The 17,409-nt window shown below is 73.2% G+C and carries 20 protein-coding genes; 7 read left to right on the top strand and 13 right to left on the bottom strand.

From position 1 onward, the window contains the following. Position 1 precedes the first annotated feature (1 nt). The 5 genes from ACIP5W_RS24680 to ACIP5W_RS24660 form a co-directional block, all read right to left on the bottom strand. Positions 2-760, bottom strand: coding sequence for an ABC transporter permease (locus ACIP5W_RS24680; protein WP_401477470.1), 759 nt, complete (start codon positions 758-760; stop codon positions 2-4). Further along, positions 757-1,713 (bottom strand): ATP-binding cassette domain-containing protein, encoded by a 957-nt coding sequence (locus ACIP5W_RS24675; protein WP_401477467.1) that lies wholly within the window; start codon positions 1,711-1,713, stop codon positions 757-759. The genes ACIP5W_RS24680 and ACIP5W_RS24675 overlap by 4 nt, the downstream gene beginning before the upstream one ends. 83 nt (positions 1,714-1,796) lie before the next feature. Further along, positions 1,797-2,438: a PadR family transcriptional regulator gene (locus ACIP5W_RS24670; protein WP_401477464.1), complete on the bottom strand. Its 642-nt coding sequence runs from the start codon at positions 2,436-2,438 to the stop codon at positions 1,797-1,799. A gap of 219 nt (positions 2,439-2,657) precedes the next feature. Then, complete coding sequence (locus ACIP5W_RS24665) at positions 2,658-4,118, bottom strand: aldehyde dehydrogenase family protein (protein WP_401477461.1); 1,461 nt, start codon at positions 4,116-4,118, stop codon at positions 2,658-2,660. A 177-nt stretch (positions 4,119-4,295) separates the two neighbouring features. Further along, entirely contained in the window at positions 4,296-5,120 is an 825-nt protein-coding gene (locus ACIP5W_RS24660; protein WP_382782557.1) for a helix-turn-helix domain-containing protein, read from the bottom strand. A gap of 373 nt (positions 5,121-5,493) precedes the next feature. Between ACIP5W_RS24660 and ACIP5W_RS24655 the strand changes: the two genes are divergently transcribed. Beyond that, positions 5,494-5,976: an ATP-binding protein gene (locus tag ACIP5W_RS24655; RefSeq protein ID WP_401477458.1), complete on the top strand. Its 483-nt coding sequence runs from the start codon at positions 5,494-5,496 to the stop codon at positions 5,974-5,976. Positions 5,977-6,072: 96 nt separating this feature from the next. Here the strand turns inward: ACIP5W_RS24655 and ACIP5W_RS24650 are convergent, their stop codons facing one another. From ACIP5W_RS24650 to rpmG, 5 genes are all read right to left on the bottom strand, one after another. After that, positions 6,073-6,333 (bottom strand): DUF397 domain-containing protein, encoded by a 261-nt coding sequence (locus ACIP5W_RS24650; protein ID WP_401477455.1) that lies wholly within the window; start codon positions 6,331-6,333, stop codon positions 6,073-6,075. A gap of 753 nt (positions 6,334-7,086) precedes the next feature. After that, positions 7,087-7,320 (bottom strand): 30S ribosomal protein S18, encoded by a 234-nt coding sequence (gene rpsR, locus ACIP5W_RS24645; RefSeq protein ID WP_401477452.1) that lies wholly within the window; start codon positions 7,318-7,320, stop codon positions 7,087-7,089. Between the two features lie 4 nt (positions 7,321-7,324). Next, positions 7,325-8,545, bottom strand: a complete 1,221-nt coding sequence (locus ACIP5W_RS24640) for a CobW family GTP-binding protein (protein WP_401477449.1) — start codon at positions 8,543-8,545, stop codon at positions 7,325-7,327. Next, positions 8,542-8,796 carry a type B 50S ribosomal protein L31 gene (locus ACIP5W_RS24635; protein WP_401477446.1) on the bottom strand — a complete coding sequence of 85 codons (255 nt, stop codon included), beginning with the start codon at positions 8,794-8,796 and terminating at the stop codon, positions 8,542-8,544. Before ACIP5W_RS24635 ends, ACIP5W_RS24640 begins: the two co-directional genes overlap by 4 nt. A gap of 6 nt (positions 8,797-8,802) precedes the next feature. Beyond that, on the bottom strand, positions 8,803-8,967 hold the full coding sequence (gene rpmG, locus ACIP5W_RS24630; RefSeq protein WP_043502886.1) for a 50S ribosomal protein L33: 165 nt from the start codon (positions 8,965-8,967) through the stop codon (positions 8,803-8,805). 62 nt (positions 8,968-9,029) lie between these two features. Here rpmG and rpmB point away from each other — a divergent pair, with 62 nt between their 5' ends. From rpmB to ACIP5W_RS24610, 4 genes are all read left to right on the top strand, one after another. Beyond that, on the top strand, positions 9,030-9,266 hold the full coding sequence (gene rpmB, locus ACIP5W_RS24625; RefSeq protein WP_401477442.1) for a 50S ribosomal protein L28: 237 nt from the start codon (positions 9,030-9,032) through the stop codon (positions 9,264-9,266). Then, on the top strand, positions 9,266-9,571 hold the full coding sequence (rpsN, locus tag ACIP5W_RS24620; protein ID WP_401477439.1) for a 30S ribosomal protein S14: 306 nt from the start codon (positions 9,266-9,268) through the stop codon (positions 9,569-9,571). The genes rpmB and rpsN overlap by 1 nt, the downstream gene beginning before the upstream one ends. A 134-nt stretch (positions 9,572-9,705) precedes the next feature. Then, the gene (locus ACIP5W_RS24615; protein ID WP_401477436.1) at positions 9,706-10,263 is read left to right on the top strand and encodes a hypothetical protein; all 558 of its coding nucleotides are present in this window, start codon (positions 9,706-9,708) and stop codon (positions 10,261-10,263) included. 95 nt (positions 10,264-10,358) lie between these two features. Beyond that, the gene (locus ACIP5W_RS24610) at positions 10,359-10,892 is read left to right on the top strand and encodes a DUF4232 domain-containing protein (protein ID WP_401477433.1); all 534 of its coding nucleotides are present in this window, start codon (positions 10,359-10,361) and stop codon (positions 10,890-10,892) included. Between the two features lie 221 nt (positions 10,893-11,113). Here the strand turns inward: ACIP5W_RS24610 and ACIP5W_RS24605 are convergent, their stop codons facing one another. After that, positions 11,114-12,220 carry a DUF2786 domain-containing protein gene (locus tag ACIP5W_RS24605; protein ID WP_401477430.1) on the bottom strand — a complete coding sequence of 369 codons (1,107 nt, stop codon included), beginning with the start codon at positions 12,218-12,220 and terminating at the stop codon, positions 11,114-11,116. Between the two features lie 87 nt (positions 12,221-12,307). On the opposite strand from ACIP5W_RS24605, the gene ACIP5W_RS24600 reads away from it, so the two are divergent. Together ACIP5W_RS24600 and ACIP5W_RS24595 are read left to right on the top strand one after the other, a co-directional pair. After that, the gene (locus tag ACIP5W_RS24600; protein ID WP_401477427.1) at positions 12,308-13,072 is read left to right on the top strand and encodes a Clp protease N-terminal domain-containing protein; all 765 of its coding nucleotides are present in this window, start codon (positions 12,308-12,310) and stop codon (positions 13,070-13,072) included. Positions 13,073-13,251: 179 nt separating this feature from the next. Further along, positions 13,252-14,940 carry a bifunctional 3'-5' exonuclease/DNA polymerase gene (locus ACIP5W_RS24595; RefSeq protein ID WP_401477424.1) on the top strand — a complete coding sequence of 563 codons (1,689 nt, stop codon included), beginning with the start codon at positions 13,252-13,254 and terminating at the stop codon, positions 14,938-14,940. Here the strand turns inward: ACIP5W_RS24595 and ACIP5W_RS24590 are convergent. Together ACIP5W_RS24590 and ACIP5W_RS24585 are read right to left on the bottom strand one after the other, a co-directional pair. Beyond that, on the bottom strand, positions 14,922-16,019 hold the full coding sequence (locus tag ACIP5W_RS24590) for an AAA family ATPase (protein WP_401477668.1): 1,098 nt from the start codon (positions 16,017-16,019) through the stop codon (positions 14,922-14,924). The two genes, ACIP5W_RS24595 and ACIP5W_RS24590, sit on opposite strands and share 19 nt — an antisense overlap. Beyond that, positions 15,905-17,167, bottom strand: a complete 1,263-nt coding sequence (locus tag ACIP5W_RS24585; RefSeq protein ID WP_401477421.1) for a BTAD domain-containing putative transcriptional regulator — start codon at positions 17,165-17,167, stop codon at positions 15,905-15,907. The genes ACIP5W_RS24590 and ACIP5W_RS24585 overlap by 115 nt, the downstream gene beginning before the upstream one ends. Positions 17,168-17,409 lie beyond the last annotated feature (242 nt).

The raw sequence follows: 17,409 nt of genomic DNA, 5'->3' as shown, positions 1-17,409 counted from the left end.
GTCAGCGGCTCATGTGCCCGAACCTCCGCACCGCCGACGGAAAGAAGACGGCGAGCAGGACCAGCGGGCAGACGACGGCCGGCCAGAGGGCGTCGGTCGCCCCCGCCGGGCCGAACAGGTCGCGCACGGCGGTCGCCGTTCTGGACATCGGGTTCCACTCGACGACCGTGGCGAGCCAGCCGGGCATGGACGCGGGAGTGGCGATGGCGTTGGAGAGGAAACCGACCGGCCAGATGAGGATCTGCACGGCCTGGACCATCTCCGGTTTCCCGGCCACCAGCGCCAGCAGGATGCCGATCCACAGCATCGCGAAGCGGAGCAGCAGGAGGAGACCCACGGCGCCCAGGAAGGCACCGGCACCACCCTGGGCGCGCCAGCCGAGGGCGTACCCGACGCCGATCAGCACCGCGAGGCCCAGCGCCGACTGCAGCATGTCGGCGGCCGAGCGGCCGACCAGGACCGCGCCGTCGGCCATCGGCATCGAGCGGAAGCGGTCGATGACGCCCTTGTCGAGGTCCTGGGTGACGGCGAGCATCGTGCCCTCCAGGCCGAAGGCCATGGTGAGCGTGAGCATGCCGGGGATCAGGTAGTCGAGGTAGTCGCCGTTCACCTCGCGGCCGCCGCCGACGAGATAGGCGAACATCAGCAGCAGCATCACCGGGAAGACGAGCCCGGCGACCAGCCGGCCCGGCTGCCGTGCCCAGTGTGCGAGTTCGCGCCGGGTCATGGTCCAGGAATCGGTCAGCGCGTACGTACTCACACGGTCTCCTTCGTGCGGTCGTCCTGCCCGGTCAGGTGCAGGAACACCTCGTCCAGCGTGGGGCGGCGCAGGGCCACGTCCTCGGCCTGGAGGCCGGCCTCCTCCAGGGCGCGGACGACGGCGGAGAGGGCGGTCATGCGGTCGGTGACCGGGGCGCTGAGCAGCCTGCGGTCGGGATCGACGGTGATCTCCTCCTCGGCCATGGGCAGCAGGGCGAGCGCGGCGCCCAGCAGGCCCGCGTCCCGCAGGACGACGTCGATGCGGTCGCCGCCGGTGAGCGCCTTCAGTTCGTCCGCGGTGCCGTCGGCGGCGACCCGGCCCCGGTCCACGACCGAGATGCGGTCGGCGAGCTGGTCGGCCTCCTCCAGGTACTGGGTGGTGAGCACGACCGTCGTGCCGCCGCCGACCAGGGAGCGGACCGCGGACCACACCTCAGCGCGGCCGCGCGGGTCGAGCCCGGTGGTCGGTTCGTCCAGGAACAGCACCTCCGGTTCCGTGATCAGGGACGCGGCGAGATCGAGGCGGCGCCGCATGCCGCCGCTGTAGGCGCGCACCGGCTTGCGGCCGGTGTCGCCGAGCTCGAAGCGCTCCAGCAGTTCGTCCGCGCGTGTGCGCGCACGGCGGGCGCCCAGGTGGTGGAGGCGGCCGAACAGCTCCAGGTTCTGGCGGCCGCCCAGCCCTTCGTCCAGAGCCGCGTGCTGGCCGAGCAGGCCGATGCGCAGGCGGACCTCGCGGGCCCTGCGCACCACGTCGTACCCGGCCACCTCGACCCGGCCCGAGTCGGGCCGCAGCAGCGTGGACAGGATCCTGACCAGCGTGGTCTTGCCGGCGCCGTTGGGACCGAGCACTGCGCGCACCGTGCCGCGGGCCACGGTGAGGTCGAGCCCGTCCAGTGCCTGCCGGTCGCCGTACCTCTTGCGTACGTCCTCGACGGTGATCGCCGCGTCGGTCATGTCACGAACCCCCGCATCCTCTAGCTAGTCAAACTTGACTACCAGCTCAACGTAACGCGCCGGGCCACGCTGGTCAAACTTGATCAGTGATCGTCCCCGGGGTGCCGTTCCCCCGTCGCGTACGGGTTCTCCGCGTCGTCCGCGAGGACGCCGACGAACGGCTCGCCCTCGCCGGCGAACGTGTAAGCCCCGCCCTCGATCCGCTCGATCAGCCCCAGGGTCCACTCCGCCTCGGCGTCCGCCGTGTAGATCCAGAGGTTCATGATCTCGCCGATGTGCCCGAGCTGTTCCGGGCCCTGTTCCGGCACGTAGTGCTCGGTGACGGCCGAACGCCACTCCTCGATGCGCCGGATCCGCTCCTTCAGCAGCGACACCGCCTCGGCGCGCGGCAGGTCCACGATGAAGCCGATGGCAGCCGACTTGACGTCCGTCTTCTGGTCGTAGGCGGTCAGCGACTCGCGCACCAGCCGGAAGTACTCCTCGGTGCCCCGCTCGGTCATCTCGTACTCGGTGCGGGGCGGGCCGCCGACGGTGGACGGGGCGGTCTCGTGCGCGTGCAGCAGTCCCTGCTTCGCCATCTGCTTCAGGGCGTGGTAGATCGAGCCCGGTTTGGCGGTGGACCACTCATGGGCGCCCCAGTACTCCAGGTCGTTGCGCACCTGGTAGCCGTGGGCCCGCCCGTGCTGGCGCACCGAGCCCAGCACGAGGAGACGGATCGCTGACATGGCGTCCAGACTAGGCCGCCCGGAACCCGCCGGGAGAACCGGCCGAAAGCGGCGGGCGGGAACGACGGGCGGAAGCCGCGGGCGAACCGGCCGGAACCCGCGACCCGAGGAGGGAACCGGCCGGAACCGTGGGACGACTCCGCGGCACACCGGGAGGACGGACCCGCGGCACGCCGGGAAGGCGGCCTGCGGCGTGCCGGGAGGAGGGTCCGGAAGGGGCTAGAAGGGGAACCTGCTGCGCCCGTGCTGCACCGAGATCCACTTCGTCGTCGTGAACGCCTCCAGGGTCGTCTCGCCGTTGAGGCGGCCGACGCCGGAGTTCTTCTCGCCGCCGAACGGCACGATCGGCTCGTCGTGCACCGTGGCGTCGTTGACGTGGAACATCCCGGTGACGATCTGCTGGGCGAAGGCGACGCCCCGCTCGATGTCGCCGGTGTGGACGGCGCCGCTGAGCCCGTAGGGGGTGTCGTTGACGAGGCGTACGGCCTCTTCCTCGCCGTCGAAGGTGTCGAGGAAGACGACCGGGCCGAAGACCTCCTGCCGGAGCAGGGCGGAGTCGGCGGGCAGGCCGCTCAGCACGGAGGGCTCGACGAGGTTGTCGGTCGTCGTGCCGTGCAGGAGGGCGGTCGCGCCCTCGCCGATGGCCTGCTCGACGACACCGGAGACGGCCTCCGCCTGCGAGGAGTTGATGACGGGGCCGATGAGGGTCTGCGGGTCGCGCGGGTCGCCGGCCTTGAGGGTCTTCACCTTGGCGACGAACTTCTCGGTGAACTCGTCGGCGAGCGAGCGGTCGACCAGGATGCGGTTGGCGGCCATGCAGACCTGGCCCTGGTGCACGAAGCGACTGAAGACGGCGGCGTCGACCGCGTAGTCCACGTCGGCGTCGTCGAGGACGACGAACGCGCTGTTGCCGCCGAGTTCGATGATGGACCGCTTGAAGTGCGAGGCGGCGACGGTGGCGACGTGCCGGCCGACCTTGTCGGAGCCGGTGAAGGAGATGACCCTCGGGACGGGGTGCTCCAGGAAGGCGTCGCCGATCTCGGCGATGTCGGTGACGACGACGTTCAGCAGGCCCGGGGGCAGACCCGCGTCCTCGAAGAGCTTGGCGATGACGGTACCGCCGGAGATCGGGGTGTTCTGGTGCGGCTTGAGCACGACCCCGTTGCCGAGGGCCAGCGCGGGGGCGACCGACTTCAGCGACAGCAGGAAGGGCACGTTGAAGGGGCTGATCACGCCTACGACGCCGACCGGCTCGCGGTAGACGCGGTTCTCCTTGCCGTCGATCGGCGAGGGGAGGATCCGGCCCTCGGGACGCAGCGACAGGTGGATCGACTCGCGCAGGAACTCCTTGGCCAGGTGGAGTTCGAAGGCGGCCTTGCCGAACGTGCCGCCCGCCTCGTCGACGAGGAGCTCGCTGATCTCCGCCTCGCGCTCCTCGACCAGCCGCAGCACCTTCTCGAAGACCGAGCGGCGGGCGTAGGCGTTGGTCGCGGCCCACTCCTTCTGGGCACGGGCGGCGGCGCGGTAGGCCTCGTCGACCTCGTCGACGGTGGCTATCGTGATCGACGCGATCTTCTCGCCGTCGTAAGGGTTGAAGTCGATGATGTCCCAGGACCCCGTCCCCGGACGCCACTTACCGTCGATGTACTGCTGTGCCAGGTCGGTGAAGTACGACGACATGTGATCCCTCAATCCCCTGCTGCGGCCGGCTGCGACCGACTGCGATCGACTGCGATCGACACAACGATCTGATTACACGTCATCGTATGTGTGTTTCAACGGAGTTGGGGCCACAGTCGGACAGTTGGCGCAGTCTGCGGCGGTCCGAGGGGAAACCCCGTGCGAGCGGCGCGGAGGCTAGGAGAGCTGGAGCAGTCCGCGCAGCAGGTCCCGGCTCTCGTCGGGGCCGGGACTGTCCTGCTGGAGTTCCTTCAGCGCCTGCTCGTACTGGGCGACGTCCTCGCGCTTGTCCAGGTAGAGGGCGCTGGTGAGCTGCTCCAGGTAGACGACGTCCGACAGGTCGGACTCCGGGAAGCTCAGAATGGTGAAGGCGCCGGACTCACCGGAGTGCCCGCCGAAGCTGAACGGCATGATCTGCAGCCGCACGTTGGGGCGCTCGGAGATCTCGATCAGGTGCTGGAGCTGCTCGCGCATGACCTCGCGGTCGCCGTACGGCCGCCGCAGGGCCGCCTCGTCGAGGACGATGTGGAAGTCGGGGGCGTTCTCGGCGACGAGGTACTTCTGCCGCTCCAGGCGCAGGGCCACGCGCCGGTCGACGTCGGCCGCGCTCGCCCCCTTCATCCCGCGCCGCACGACCGCGTGCGCGTACGCCTCGGTCTGGAGCAGGCCGTGCACGAACTGCACCTCGTACGCCCGGATCAGGGCGGCGGCGCCCTCCAGGCCGACGTAGGTGGGGAACCAGTTGGGCAGGACGTCGGAGTAGCTGTGCCACCAGCCGGCCACGTTGGCCTCGCGGGCGAGTCCGACGAGCGCCTGGCGCTCGGCGTCGTCCGAGATGCCGTACAGCGTCAACAGGTCTTCCACGTCACGTGTCTTGAAGCTCACCCGGCCCAGCTCCATCCGGCTGATCTTCGACTCCGACGCCCGGATCGAATATCCCGCCGCCTCGCGCGTGATGCCACGGGCTTCACGCAGTCGCCGTAGTTGCGAGCCGAGCAGCATCCGCCGCACCACCGATCCGGGCTCTCCCGCGCTCACGTTCGCCAGCCTCCCCAGCCGTCCTCAGATCCGCAGTCTGCCACTAAAACACTTCGAGCAGTACTCGCCCGATTACAGAGACGGAAAAAAGCCAAAGGGTACCCCTGGCGCGGCACCGGGGAAGGGTGGGAGAAAGCGAGGGAAGTGCCCGCCAACTGCAAGAAGATGGCGGAAAAAATGGCCAAGAAGCGGTACGGGCAGGTCCATTTCGGTCACGTGCACGTGCATCTGCCCTTGCATCTGCTCTTCGCATCGGAAACCATGGTCTCGCGCCACCGCTGCATCGCAACGACCGCGAATCCCGGGAGTGCCTCGCATGGGGACGAATGGATCGACCATGCTCGAGCCGTTACGGCAGGGCCTTCCGCCGCTTGATCCCGCGGCCGTGTCCGACGCGGCCTCCTGCGCCCTGCCGGCCCGCCTCGAAGCGGTGCGCGAGGCGCGGCGGTTCACCAGGAGAACCCTCGGCCAGTGGGAGGTGGGCGAGCGGTCCGACGACATATGTCTGGTCGTTTCGGAACTGGTGACCAACGCACTGCGGCACGGGATGTCGTCCGACGCCGCTCCGGGCATGCCCGACCGGCAGCCCCTCGTGCGGCTGCACCTGCTGCGGTGGACCGGGCGACTGGTGTGCGCGGTGCGCGACCCCAGCCGGGACAGCCCCCTGCCGCGCGAGGTGGACGACTTCGCGGCGGAGTCGGGGCGCGGACTGTTCCTCGTCGACTCCTTCACCGAGGGCTGGGGCTGGCAACCGCTCTCCCCGAACCTGGGCGGCAAGGTCGTCTGGGCGCTGTTCCGGCTGCACAAACCCGCCGGATGACGGACCGCGGTGCCTTCCGGTGCCGCGGTTCTACGCGCGTCACAGCCCCTTGTGCACCGGTTTTCCCGGCGTGTCGCACGCCGGAGCGGACCTCCGTCAGCCGGCGATCAGATGGTCGAACTCGCCGTCCTTGACACCCAGGAGCATCGCCTCGATCTCGGCCCGGGTGTAGACGAGCGCGGGACCGTCCGGGAAGCGCGAATTGCGCACGGCCACGTCCCCGCCGGGCAGCCTCGCGAACTCGACGCAGGACCCCTGGCTGTTGCTGTGCCGGCTCTTCTGCCAGGCAACCCCGTACAACTGTGTGGCCGCCATGCCGTTGTACACGTCGTGCCCCCCGTCAACGTCGTGGTCCACAGGTCGCTCCCTGATGGTGCACTGGCTCGTGTGGCCATAGATGCCATGGTCAACTGTTCCGGATCATAGCCCCGTTCACGTGCGTCTGCATGAGCAGATGCACGTGCACGGGCGGTGCCCACGCGGTTACAGCTGTGACGCCTGCTTCACCGAGCCCGGACAGTCCTGGGGCCTGTTCCCGCGTCTGCCCCACAGCCCGTTCCCCATGCGCCACCGGCCCCTTCGGGTGGTCCGCGGCAGTGCGGGCACGAGAGGTGGTACGGATCGAACCACTTGTGCACAGGAAGAGACGCACCGGGTGCCCTCGATGTTCCGCAGGCCCGGCCGCTGTTCGGCATACCGGATCCGGAGCGGGCCGCGACACCTGGCCGGATCAACCCCGCCCGGGCGGACGCCGGCCGTCCGCTCGGCACGCCGGCCGGCCCGCGGGACACGCCCGGCCGCCCCGGCACCGGGGCCCCGGAAGCCGTCGCGCCGTCGCCGCCCCGGCCGCCAGCAGGCCGGGGCTCCGGGCCGCTCCTCCCCCGCGCGAAACGGACTCGCCCCCGTGGATGACACAGGCATCATCCACGGGGGCGAGGGCCGGCACCTCTCCGGCAGGTCCACGGAGGCGGCCGACCGGCGGACCTCCGGGCGGTGCGTCCGGCCTGCCCGGCGGGACGACCGGCACACCTTTGGCCGTCCGAACGGCGGTCGGGCCGTACGACGACGAGGGGAGCCTTCGTACGACGGCGGCCGGGGTCCGCCGGGGTGTCAGCGGGTGCTGTAGGGCAGGAGCGCCATCTCACGGGCGTTCCTCACGGCCCGCGCCAGACGGCGTTGCTGCCGGGCCGAGACACCGGTGACCCGGCGGCTGCGGATCCTGCCGCGGTCGGAGACGAACTTCCGCAGCAGGCCGGTGTCCTTGTAGTCGATGTAGGTGATCCCGGCCTCATCCAGCGGGTTGGGCCGGTTCCCGGCGGGCTTGCGTTCGCTCTCGCGGGGCACGGGGTCAGACCTCCAGGAGGGTGTCGAAGGCGGGCGGCAGCCGCTTCCAGGCATCGCGCCCGGCGGCGTACTCGGCGTCGGTGAGCAGGCACGACTCCAGCAGCTCGTGGAGTCCGTCGCGGTCGAGGCCGGGCGAGGTGAACACCAGGTGCTGGCGGCGGTCACCGTGCTCGGGGTGCCAGTCCAGAGCGGCCGCGGCACGGCGCACCGGCGGGAGCATCTCCCAGGCCGCGTCCGGCAGGGAGGCCAGCCAGGGGCCGGCGGACTCCACGCACAGGGCTCCGCCGGCGGCGTCCCAGTGGAGCAGCACGTCCGGCTTGTCGGCGAGCCAGAACCTGCCCCGGCTGCGGGCGGCGGCGCAGGTCAGGTCCTCCAGCGCCGCGTACAGCCGCTCCGGGTGGAAGGGACGGCGGCGGCGCCAGACGAAGGTGGTGACGCCGTGCGCGTCGGCCTCGGCGGGCAGCAGGGCGCAGGCCGGGTGCTGGGCCGCGGCGGCGGCCTCGACGTCGAAGCCCGCGAGGGCGGCGGCGACGAGCGGTGAGCGCGGCCCCGGCTCCTGCCCCGGCTCCGGCTCCGGCTCCGTCTCCGGTGCACCTGCACGTGCGAAGGTGCCCGCCGGGTCCCCGAGGTGGCCGCCTCGGACGGGGACCCGGCGGGCGGTCGGATGGAGCTGGGCCAGCAGCTCGTGGTCCTCGTCGTCGGCCTCCGGGGAGTCGGCCACGGCCAGGACGGGGGCGTACTCCAGCTGGCGCGCGAAGGTGTCCGCGACCGTGCGCCGGTCGGTGGCGGCGGCGGCCAGGCCGCGCTCGGCGAGGTCGTCCCCGTTGCCGAGGTACGGCAGCAGGAGCGCCGGGTCGACCGCGGTGATCACGCCGGTGACCGTGAGGCCGCCGGCGACGATCACCTCGGCCATCGCCCTGGGCTCGACGGAGTCCCACAGCTCGACGACCGCGAGTCGGGTGGCGGGGTCGTCGGCGAGGCGGAGCAGCTCGGGCACGAGGTCCTCGCGCAGGGCGCAGCAGGCGCAGTCGTCGACCAGCGGCGTCTCGCCCGCGAAGAGGACGCCCTCGGCGTCCCTGATCGTGCGGACGACCGTGCCGGCCGCCGCCGTCGCCAGGTCGTGGTGGAGCGCCACGCTGCCAGAGACGTCGGCGAGCAGCCGCGCGACCGTCGTCCGGCGGGCCTCGGCGTGCAGCCCGCCGACGATCACCACCGGCAGGCTCACGCGTCGCCCCGCTTCCCGAACCGGCGCTCGAAGCGCTCCACGCGGCCGGCCGTGTCCAGGACGCGGGCGGTGCCGGTGTAGAAGGGGTGGCTGACGTACGAGATCTCGACGTCCACGACGGGGTAGGTGTTGCCGTCCTCCCACTCGATCGTCTTCTCGCTGCTCATGGTGGAGCGGGTGAGGAAGGCGTGGTCCGCGGCGCGGTCACGGAAGACGACGGGGCCGTACGGCGGGTGGATCTCCTTGCGCATGGCTGGTCAGCGCTCCTCTCGGAAGTCGACGTGGCGGCCGGCGACGGGGTCGTACTTGCGCAGGGTCATACGGTCCGGGTCGTTGCGGCGGTTCTTGCGGGTGACGTACGTGTAGCCGGTCCCCGCGGTGGAGCGGAGCCTGACGACCGGGCGCAGTTCGTTGCGTGCCATGCTGCTACCTTACTGAAAATGAATTCCATTAACATCAAGCTTCGAGGAGAGGTACGTCACCCATGTCCGCCCACTGCATGCTGACCGGCGCCCGGCCGGGCTTCGGCAACCGCATCTCCCACTCCCACCGGCGCACCCCGCGCCGCTTCGACCCCAACATCCAGACCAAGCGGTACTGGCTGCCGAGCGAGGGCCGCCAGGTACGGCTGCGGCTCAGCACGAAGGGGATCAGGACGGTCGACGCGATCGGCGTCGAGGCGGCCGTCGCCCGGATCCGGGCGCGGGGGGTGCGGGTCTGATGGCGAAGAAGAGCAAGATCGCGAAGAACGGGAAGCGACAGGAGGTCGTCGCCCGGTACGCCGAGCGGCGGGCCGAGCTGAAGGAGATCGTCCGCCGGCCCTCGTCCACGGACGCGGAACGGCTGGCCGCGCAGCGGGAACTGCGCCGGCAGCCGCGGGACGCGAGCGCCACGCGTGTGCGCAACCGGGATCAGGTGGACGGGCGGCCGCGCGGGTACCACCGGGCGTTCGGGCTGTCCCGGGTGAGTCTGCGGGAGCAGGCGCACGCGGGGTATCTGCCGGGGGTGCGCAAGGCTTCCTGGTGAAGTCGGGGCGGGCTCCCGCCTCCCTCCGGGCGGGTCCTCCTTGTTTCCCGGCTGGTAGCTTGCTGCCGGTCCTTCCGGTTCTCACCGGTACTTCCGGTCGACCCGGCCGTCCGGCTACAGCTTGGGAGCCCGCAGTGACTTCGGCGAACTTCTCGCGCCCCTCGCCCACCCCGCGTCCCGCGCGCGGGGCCTCCCGCCGGGGGGTGCGGGCCACCGCCGTGGCAGGCGCACTGGCGGGGGCGCTCGCACTGACCGCGTGCAGCGACGACGGCGGGTCCGGTGACTCCGGAAGCTCGTCCCCGGCCACGCCGCGCGTCACGTCCGCTGCGGGCGGCGGCGGTACGGGCGGCGGTAGTACGGGCGGTGCGGTGACGTCCTCCGGCGAGCTGGAGGGCAGTTGGCTCGCCACCGCGGACGGCCGGGCCGTCGCCCTGATCGTCACCGGTGAGCAGGCCGCCCTCTTCGCGACCGGCGGAACCGTGTGCAGCGGGACCGCCGGCAAGGAGTCGGACATGACGATGATCCGGCTCACCTGCCCGAGCGGGAAGAAGGACCGGACGACCGGCACGGTCGACTCCGTCGACGGCAAGAGCCTCGAGATCACCTGGGACGGGGCGGCCGGCAGGGAGACGTACACCAAGGCGGAGGGCGGGCAGTGGCCCTCCGGACTGCCGACGGCCGGTCCGGGGTAGCGAAGCGGTCACCGGGGCGGGGGCCGCGCGCCGGAAGAGGGCGTTCATGCGTGATGATCCTCCCGAGCACCGTCACGTCACCGTAGGGACCACTCATGCGCGCCGTTCCGATCACCGTCACCGCCCTCGCCGCCGCCTTCCTCCTCACCGCCTGCGGCGGCGGGGACGACAGCGCCTCCGGCGACGGGAAGAGCACCGCCTCCTCCGCCTCCGGCACCGCCTGTGCCGCCGGTGACCTGACCATGGCGGCCGGCGCCGTGAACGCCGCCCCCGCCGCCGGCGACACCGGCAACGTGACCGTCACGGTCACCAACGGCGGCAAGGAATGCACCCTGGAGGGCTTCCCGAAGGTCGAGCTGGAGGCCGACGGGACCACCGTCTCCGTCCCCCACGACGAGGCCGCCGAGGCGCAGTCGCTGCCTCTCGCCGAACAGGCCACCGCCTCCTTCACGATCACCTACGTCCGCGGCGAGGACGGCGAGGGCAGCCTCGCCGCCAAGACCCTCAAGTGCGGCCTCGCGAACGCCTCGGCCACCGAGGGCCTGGACTGGTCGTACGGCGCGGTCGCCCTCAAGGACGGCGACAAGCCGGACGCTTCGGTGAGCGCGTTCCAGGCGGCGGGGGACTGATCGCGTCCGGGGCCCGGCGGCAGGACGGCGAGGTCGCGGGCGGACAGGTCGCCGCCTCGGTACGGCGACACGGCCCGGCGCGCGGCACTGTCTCACGACGCGACGCCGGCCCGCGGTCACGGTCGCGGGGTTTTCGGAAGTGGGCGGGTCGTGGCGGGCAGGGCGTGAGGCTGCCGGGCGGGCGCACGGGGTCGCGGGCGCGCCGGGGCGTGCGCCTCCGGTCACGGGAGATGCGGTCGTGAGTGGACTTGCGCCCGGTCCGCCGCTTCCGCGCCCTCGGTCCAGCCTGCTTCGTCGGTGATGCCGCGCAGGCGGGTGGTGGTCGTCCGGGGGAAGAGGCGGTCCGTGGCCGCGGCGACCGCCACCTCCCGGGAGGCCAGGATCGGGAGGAGGTCGGCGCCGACCGGGGTCTCGGCCGCGGCGGCCAGGCGGTCGCCCACGCGGTGGGCGTAGGCGGCCAGGAAGGACTGGCGGAAGGTCTTCGTACGGCGGCGGCCGCCCGCCCGCTGTGCCGCCTCCGCCTTCGTCATGGCGGTCCCGGCCTGCACGAGGAGCGAGGTGTAGAGCAGTTCCACCACCTCGAGGTCGGTCTCGAAGCCGACGACCGTGGAGAAGCAGAAGGGTTCGTTCCACACGGCCCGGCAGTGGTTCGCGCCGGCGACCGCGTCCAGCAGCACCGCCTTGGCCTGCTCGTACGGCGGCTCGACGCCGATCCGGCGGGCGCCGGGCGCGTCCGGTGCCGGAGCCGCCGCGTCGAGCAGCGCCTCGTCGACACTGTGCCGGGCCATCAGCTCCTGCGCCTTCGCGGTGAGCGCCTCCGCCTCCTCGGGGAACCCGGTCGCCTCCGCCTTGGCGAGCAGCGCGCGGATGCGGGTGAGCATGCGGGAGTCGGAGCGCGGTGGTCCGCTCGCTTCCCGGAGGGGTTCGAGGGTGGGCAGCCGCAGCAGCAGCCGGTACAGCTCCAGGACCGCCGTGGCGTGGGAGAAGCGGTCGCCGGTGCCGGGTGCGGGGCCGGTGGGCAGTTCCTCCAGCTGGGCCGACCAGCGCCGGCCGCGCGCCCGGTCGTGCGGTGCCTGCGCGCGGACCAGCGCCGCGAGCAGTCGTACGTGCCTGTCCTCCAGGTCGCGGCGCACGAGCCGTACGAGGTCCGCGGGCTGCCAGCCGCGGCGCCAGGCGGTCGCCAGGAAGTCCTGACCTCGCCGGTCGAGTTCGGCGGCCGCGGCGGGGTCGGCGGCCAGCAGGGACGCGCCGGTGTCGAGGGCGGTGTCGGTGTCGTCGTAGAGGGCTGCCCGGAAGGCGCGTTCGACGGTGCTGGGCGTGCTGCTCACCCATGGATCGTGCCACGCGCGCGTAGCGGCACGTGAACGTCAACCACGAGTTGACGGCCTCCTCGAGTGTCAACCTACGGTTGACATATGACTTCGCGACGGGGTCCCACCTCCGCCATCCGTCTCGACGACCTCATCGACGCCATCAAGAAGGTTCGTCCGGAGCCCCTCGAACAGCTCCAGGACGCCATCATCGCGGCCGAGCACCTCGGTGACGTGGCCGACCACCTGATCGGCCACTTCGTCGACCAGGCCCGGCGTTCGGGGGCGTCCTGGAGCGACATCGGCCGGAGCATGGGCGTGACGCGGCAGGCCGCGCAGAAGCGGTTCGTGCCGAAGGAGTCGGCCGGCCTCGACCCCGGCCGGGGCTTCAGCCGGTACGCCCCCCGCGCGCGGAACACCGTCATGGCCGCCCACGGCGCCTCCAAGGCGGCCGGCAACTCGGAGGGCCTGCCGGCCCACCTCGTGCTCGGCCTGCTCGCCGAGCCGGAAGGCCTCGCCGTCAAGGCGCTGGCCGCGCAGGGCGTCACCCCGGAGGCCGTGCGCGAGGCGGCGACCGCCGCACTGCCGCCCGCCGCCGACGGGGTGCCCGAACTCGTCCCCTACGGCTCGGACGCCAGGAAGGTCCTCGAACTCACCTTCCGCGAGGCCCTGCGCCTGGGCCACAACCACATCGGCACCGAGCACATCCTGCTGGCCCTGCTGGAGTTCGAGAACGACGCGGGCGTCCTCAGCGGGCTCGGCGTCGACAAGGCGGGCGTCGAGCGGTACGTCGAGGAGACGCCGGCCCGGATCCAGGACCTGCGGGAGCGGGGGGACGCGCAGGGGCCGGAGGACGCACCGGAGGCCTGAGACGCACCGGAGGTCTCAGGACGTGTCGGGGGTCTCAGGACGTGCCCGAGGTCCGAAGACGTGCCCGAGGTCCGAGGAGGGGGCACACCGGGGGCGGGGCACACCGGGACGGGCGCATCCGCCGGGCTCAGGCCGTTGATGCTCCTATTGCTGTCAGACCTGCCTGCGACACTCGCAGCATGGCCGAACGCTGGGCACTCGCCCCGGCCGAGGGCGGCGGCGCGGAGCTGGCCGCCCTCGGTCCGGACGGGCTGCCCGCGGGCCCCGTCGTCCGGGAGCCGGACCTGACGGCGGCGGTCCGGGCGCGGCCGGACGTGAGCCGGTGGGTGTGGCGCTCCACGGCGGAGGTGTACCCCCGTCTGCTCGCCGCGGGGGTGCGGGTCGGGCGGTGCTACGACGTCGAGGACGCCGAGACCCTCCTCCTCGGCCACGAGGGGCGGCACGGCGAGCCCCGCTCGGCCGCCGCCGCCCTGGCCCGGCTGCGCGGCGGCGCCGTCCCGCCGGATCCCCCGCAGCGCGCCGCCGAACCCGGCGCGCAGTCCCCCCTGTTCGAGCCGCAGGCCACCGCCCTCCCCCTGGCCGACCTCCTCGCGGTCTACGCCGAGCAGCAGCGGCGGCACGACCGGGCGGAGCACCCGGAGCGGATGCGGCTGCTGACGGCGGCCGAGTCGGCCGGGATGCTGGTGGCCGCGGAGATGAACCGCGCAGGCCTGCCCTGGAGCGCCGACGTCCACCGCGAGTTGCTGCACGACCTGCTCGGCGAGCGGTACGCGGGCGGGGGTGAGCCCCGGCGCCTCGCGGAACTCGCGGACGCGGTGTCGGCGGCCTTCGGGCGCCGGGTGCGGCCGGACCTGCCCGCCGACGTGGTCAAGGCGTTCGCGCAGGCCGGCATCAGGGTCAGGTCCACCCGCCGCTGGGAGATCGAGTCCCTCGACCATCCGGCGGTGAAGCCGCTGGTCGAGTACAAGAAGCTGTACCGCATCTGGGTCGCGCACGGCTGGTCCTGGCTCCACGACTGGGTGCGCGACGGCCGTTTCCGGCCCGAGTTCCTGGCCGGGGGCACCGTCACCGGCCGCTGGGTGACCAACGGCGGGGGCGGCCTGCAGATCCCCAAGGTGATCAGGCGCGCCGTGGTCGCCGATCCCGGCTGGCGGCTCGTCGTCGCCGACGCCGACCAGATGGAGCCCCGCGTCCTGGCGGCGATCTCCCGCGATCCGGGACTGATGGAGGTAGCCGGCCGGGAGAGCGACCTCTACCAGGCCGTCTCCGAGCGCGCGTTCTCCGGCGACCGCGCCCAGGCCAAGATCGCGGTGCTCGGCGCGGTCTACGGCCAGACCTCCGGCGACGGACTCAAGAACCTCGCCGCGCTCCGCCGCCGCTTCCCGCGCGCGGTGGCGTACGTCGACGACGCGGCGCGGGCCGGCGAGGAGGGCCGGCTGGTGCGGACCTGGCTGGGGCGGACCTGCCCGCCCGCGGTCGGCGCCGGGGAGGACGCGGCGGAGGAGGCGGGCATCCCGACCGGGGACGAGACCCCGTCCGAGGCCCGGCAGTGGGTGCCCGGCCACGCCTCCGGCGACGCCCGCGCGCGGGGCCGCTTCGCCCGCAACTTCGTCGTCCAGGGCAGCGCGGCGGACTGGGCCCTGCTGCTGCTCGCCGCGCTGCGGCAGACCTGCGCGGACATGGCGGCCGAGCTGGTCTTCTTCCAGCACGACGAGGTGATCGTGCACTGTCCCGAGGAGGAGGCCGAAGCGGTGGTCGCCGCGATCCGGGAGGCCTCGGAGCTGGCCGGGCGGCTGACGTTCGGGCCGACACCGGTGCGGTTCCCTTTCACCACGGCGGTCGTGGAGTGCTATGCCGACGCCAAGTGATCACTGCGCCCCGGCGAGCAGGTGCCGCAGCTCCCCCACGGCGTAGCCCCGGGGGCGGTGTTCCTCCGGGCGGTGGGGCTGTCCTCGCCGGCCCCGGGCGCACCGGCGCCGTCGTGGCCGACCTCACCGGTGCCGGGGCTGCCGTCGTCCTCGCTCTCCGCCAGCTCGCGCGCGAAGTCCCGTACGAGATCGTGGGGGGCGTAGCGGCCGTACGCCGTCTCCTCCAGGAGGGCCACGTCGACGAGGCGGTCGAGGGCGGCCTCGGCCCGGCGCTCGTCGGTGCCGGTGAGACGGGCCAGCAGCGGCACGCCGTACGCGGGCAGGTCGAGGGCGCCGACCCGGCGGAGCACGAGGGCGGCGTCGCGGTCGGCCTCGCGGTCGGAGGCGGCGAGCGCGTCGTGCGCGGCCGCGAGGGAGCGGCGCACGCTGAGGTCGTCGTACTCCAGGTGGTGCAGGCGGCCCCCGGTGGAGGCCAGTCGGTCCGCCAGGACGTCCGGGCTGAGGGCCCGGCGGGCGGCGAGGCGGGCGGCGACGATGCGCAGGGCGAGCGGCAGGCGGCCGGTGAGGCCGACGAGGGGATGGCCGGGTCCGAGGCCGTCGCGCCCCGACGCGGCACGCAGCAGGGCCGCGCTCTCCTCGTCCGACAGGGACGCGAGGGGGAAACGGTGGGCGCCGTCGAGGGCCGTCAGCAGCGAACGGCTGGTCACGATCACCGCACAGCCCGGGCCGGCCGGCAGCAGCGGGCGCACCTGCGCGGCGCCGTCCAGCACCAGGAGCGTGCGGGTCGGAGCGAGCAGGGTACGGAGCGACGCGGCGGCCGCGTCCGGGTCTTCGGGGACGTGGCGCGGGTCGGTGCCGAGGTCGCGGAGGAGCGCGGTGAGGGACTGGGCCGCGGTGAGGGGGGTCATGCCCGGGGTGGCGCCGTGCAGGTCGATGTAGAGCTGACCGTCGGTGAAACGTTCTTTCAGGGTGTGGGCCACCTGCAGGGCGAGGGCGCTCTTGCCCACGCCGGCCATGCCGCTGAGGACGGCGAGGGGTCCCGCACCGGCCGGCGGCTCCGTGGTGAGACTGCGGCACAGCGAGCCGAGGGTGGCGGCGCGGCCGGTGAAGTGTGGCGGCGGTGGAGGGAGTTGGGCGGACCGGTGGGCGGGTGGAGGGGCGGGTGCCGGGGTGAGAGGTGGGGTGAGGCCGGAGCGGGGGACGGGGCTCGGGTCAGGACCGGGGCTCGGGTCAGGGTCCGGGTCGAGGTCGGGGTCCGGGTGTCCGCTCCCCGGCCGCGCAGGATCTCCACGTGGGCGTCGCGTACCGCCGGGCCCGGTTCGACGCCGAGTTCCTCCAGGAGGCGGATGCGCAGGTCACGGTGGACGGCGAGGGCCTCCGCCCGGCGGCCGCTCCGATGCAGGGCGAGCATCAACTGGCGGTGGTAGGACTCGCGCAGCGGATGCTCCGCGGCCAGTGCGGTCAACTCCGGTACGAGGCGGTCGGGTCCGGCCTCAGGGTGGGGTCTGCCCTCAGGGGCGGGCCTGACCTCGGGGCCGGACACGGGCGCGGGTGCGGGGCCGGACACGGGCGCGGTTCGCGTTTCGCCGAGTCCGAGTTCGGCGTCGTAGCGCCATTCCAGGAGCAGCAGACGCGCCTCCTTCAGGCGCCGGGTGAAGGCGTAGCCGCCCAGTTCGGCGGGGAGCCCGCCGAGGGGGGTGCCCCGCCACAGGGCGAGCGCCGCCGCGCACGCGTCGATCACGCGCTCCCAGTCGTGGACGGCATGCGCGCCGCGGGCGGTGGCGAGGTGGCACTCGAAGACGTGGACGTCCAGTTCGCCGTGCCCGACCCGCAGTTGGTAGCCGGGCGGCACCGTCCGCAGCCGCGCCGGGTCGTCGAGCACGTGCCGCAGCCGCGTGACGTGGTTGTGCAGCGAGGCCTGCGCGGAGGCGGGCGGCGCGCCGCCCCACAGCACCTCCTTGAGCGACTCGGCCGGGACGGTCCGGCCGGCGTCGAGGAGCAGCGCGGCCAGCAGCGCGCGCGCCTTGGGGCTGCGGATGCCACGGACCCCGTGAACGCCGTGAACGCTGAGGGCGGCGGGAGCGGCGGTGCCGTGGCGGCCCGGGACGGTACGGCACGGGTCCGCGGCGGTGCCGTGGCGGCCCGGGTCGCCGTCGTACGGGACCGGGTCGCCGTCGTAGAGGACCGGTGGGCCCAGCAGTCCGAACCGCAGCCCGTACTGCCGCATCACGCCGACCCTCGCCCTTCCGCGCGCCCGTCCCGGACGCGTCCCCCGGCGGGACCCCGCCGTCCTTGCCGATCACCGCCCCGGCACGGTGACGTTTTCCGCCACCCCGTCCCTGCCGGTTCCCGCGGAAGTCCGCCGCCGTTGCGGCCGCCCTCCGCGCTCGCCCGGCGGGCCTCACGCCGCCGACCTGCGACGACGGCCCCGCCGCCACGGAGAACCGTGGGCCACATGTTAGCGATTCG

It is taken from the genome of Streptomyces sp. NPDC088766 (assembly GCF_044750845.1).
Taxonomy (GTDB): Bacteria; Actinomycetota; Actinomycetes; order Streptomycetales; family Streptomycetaceae; genus Streptomyces.
Note: the sequence above shows the minus strand (reverse complement) of the source record. Positions and strands in the feature narration are given on the sequence as shown.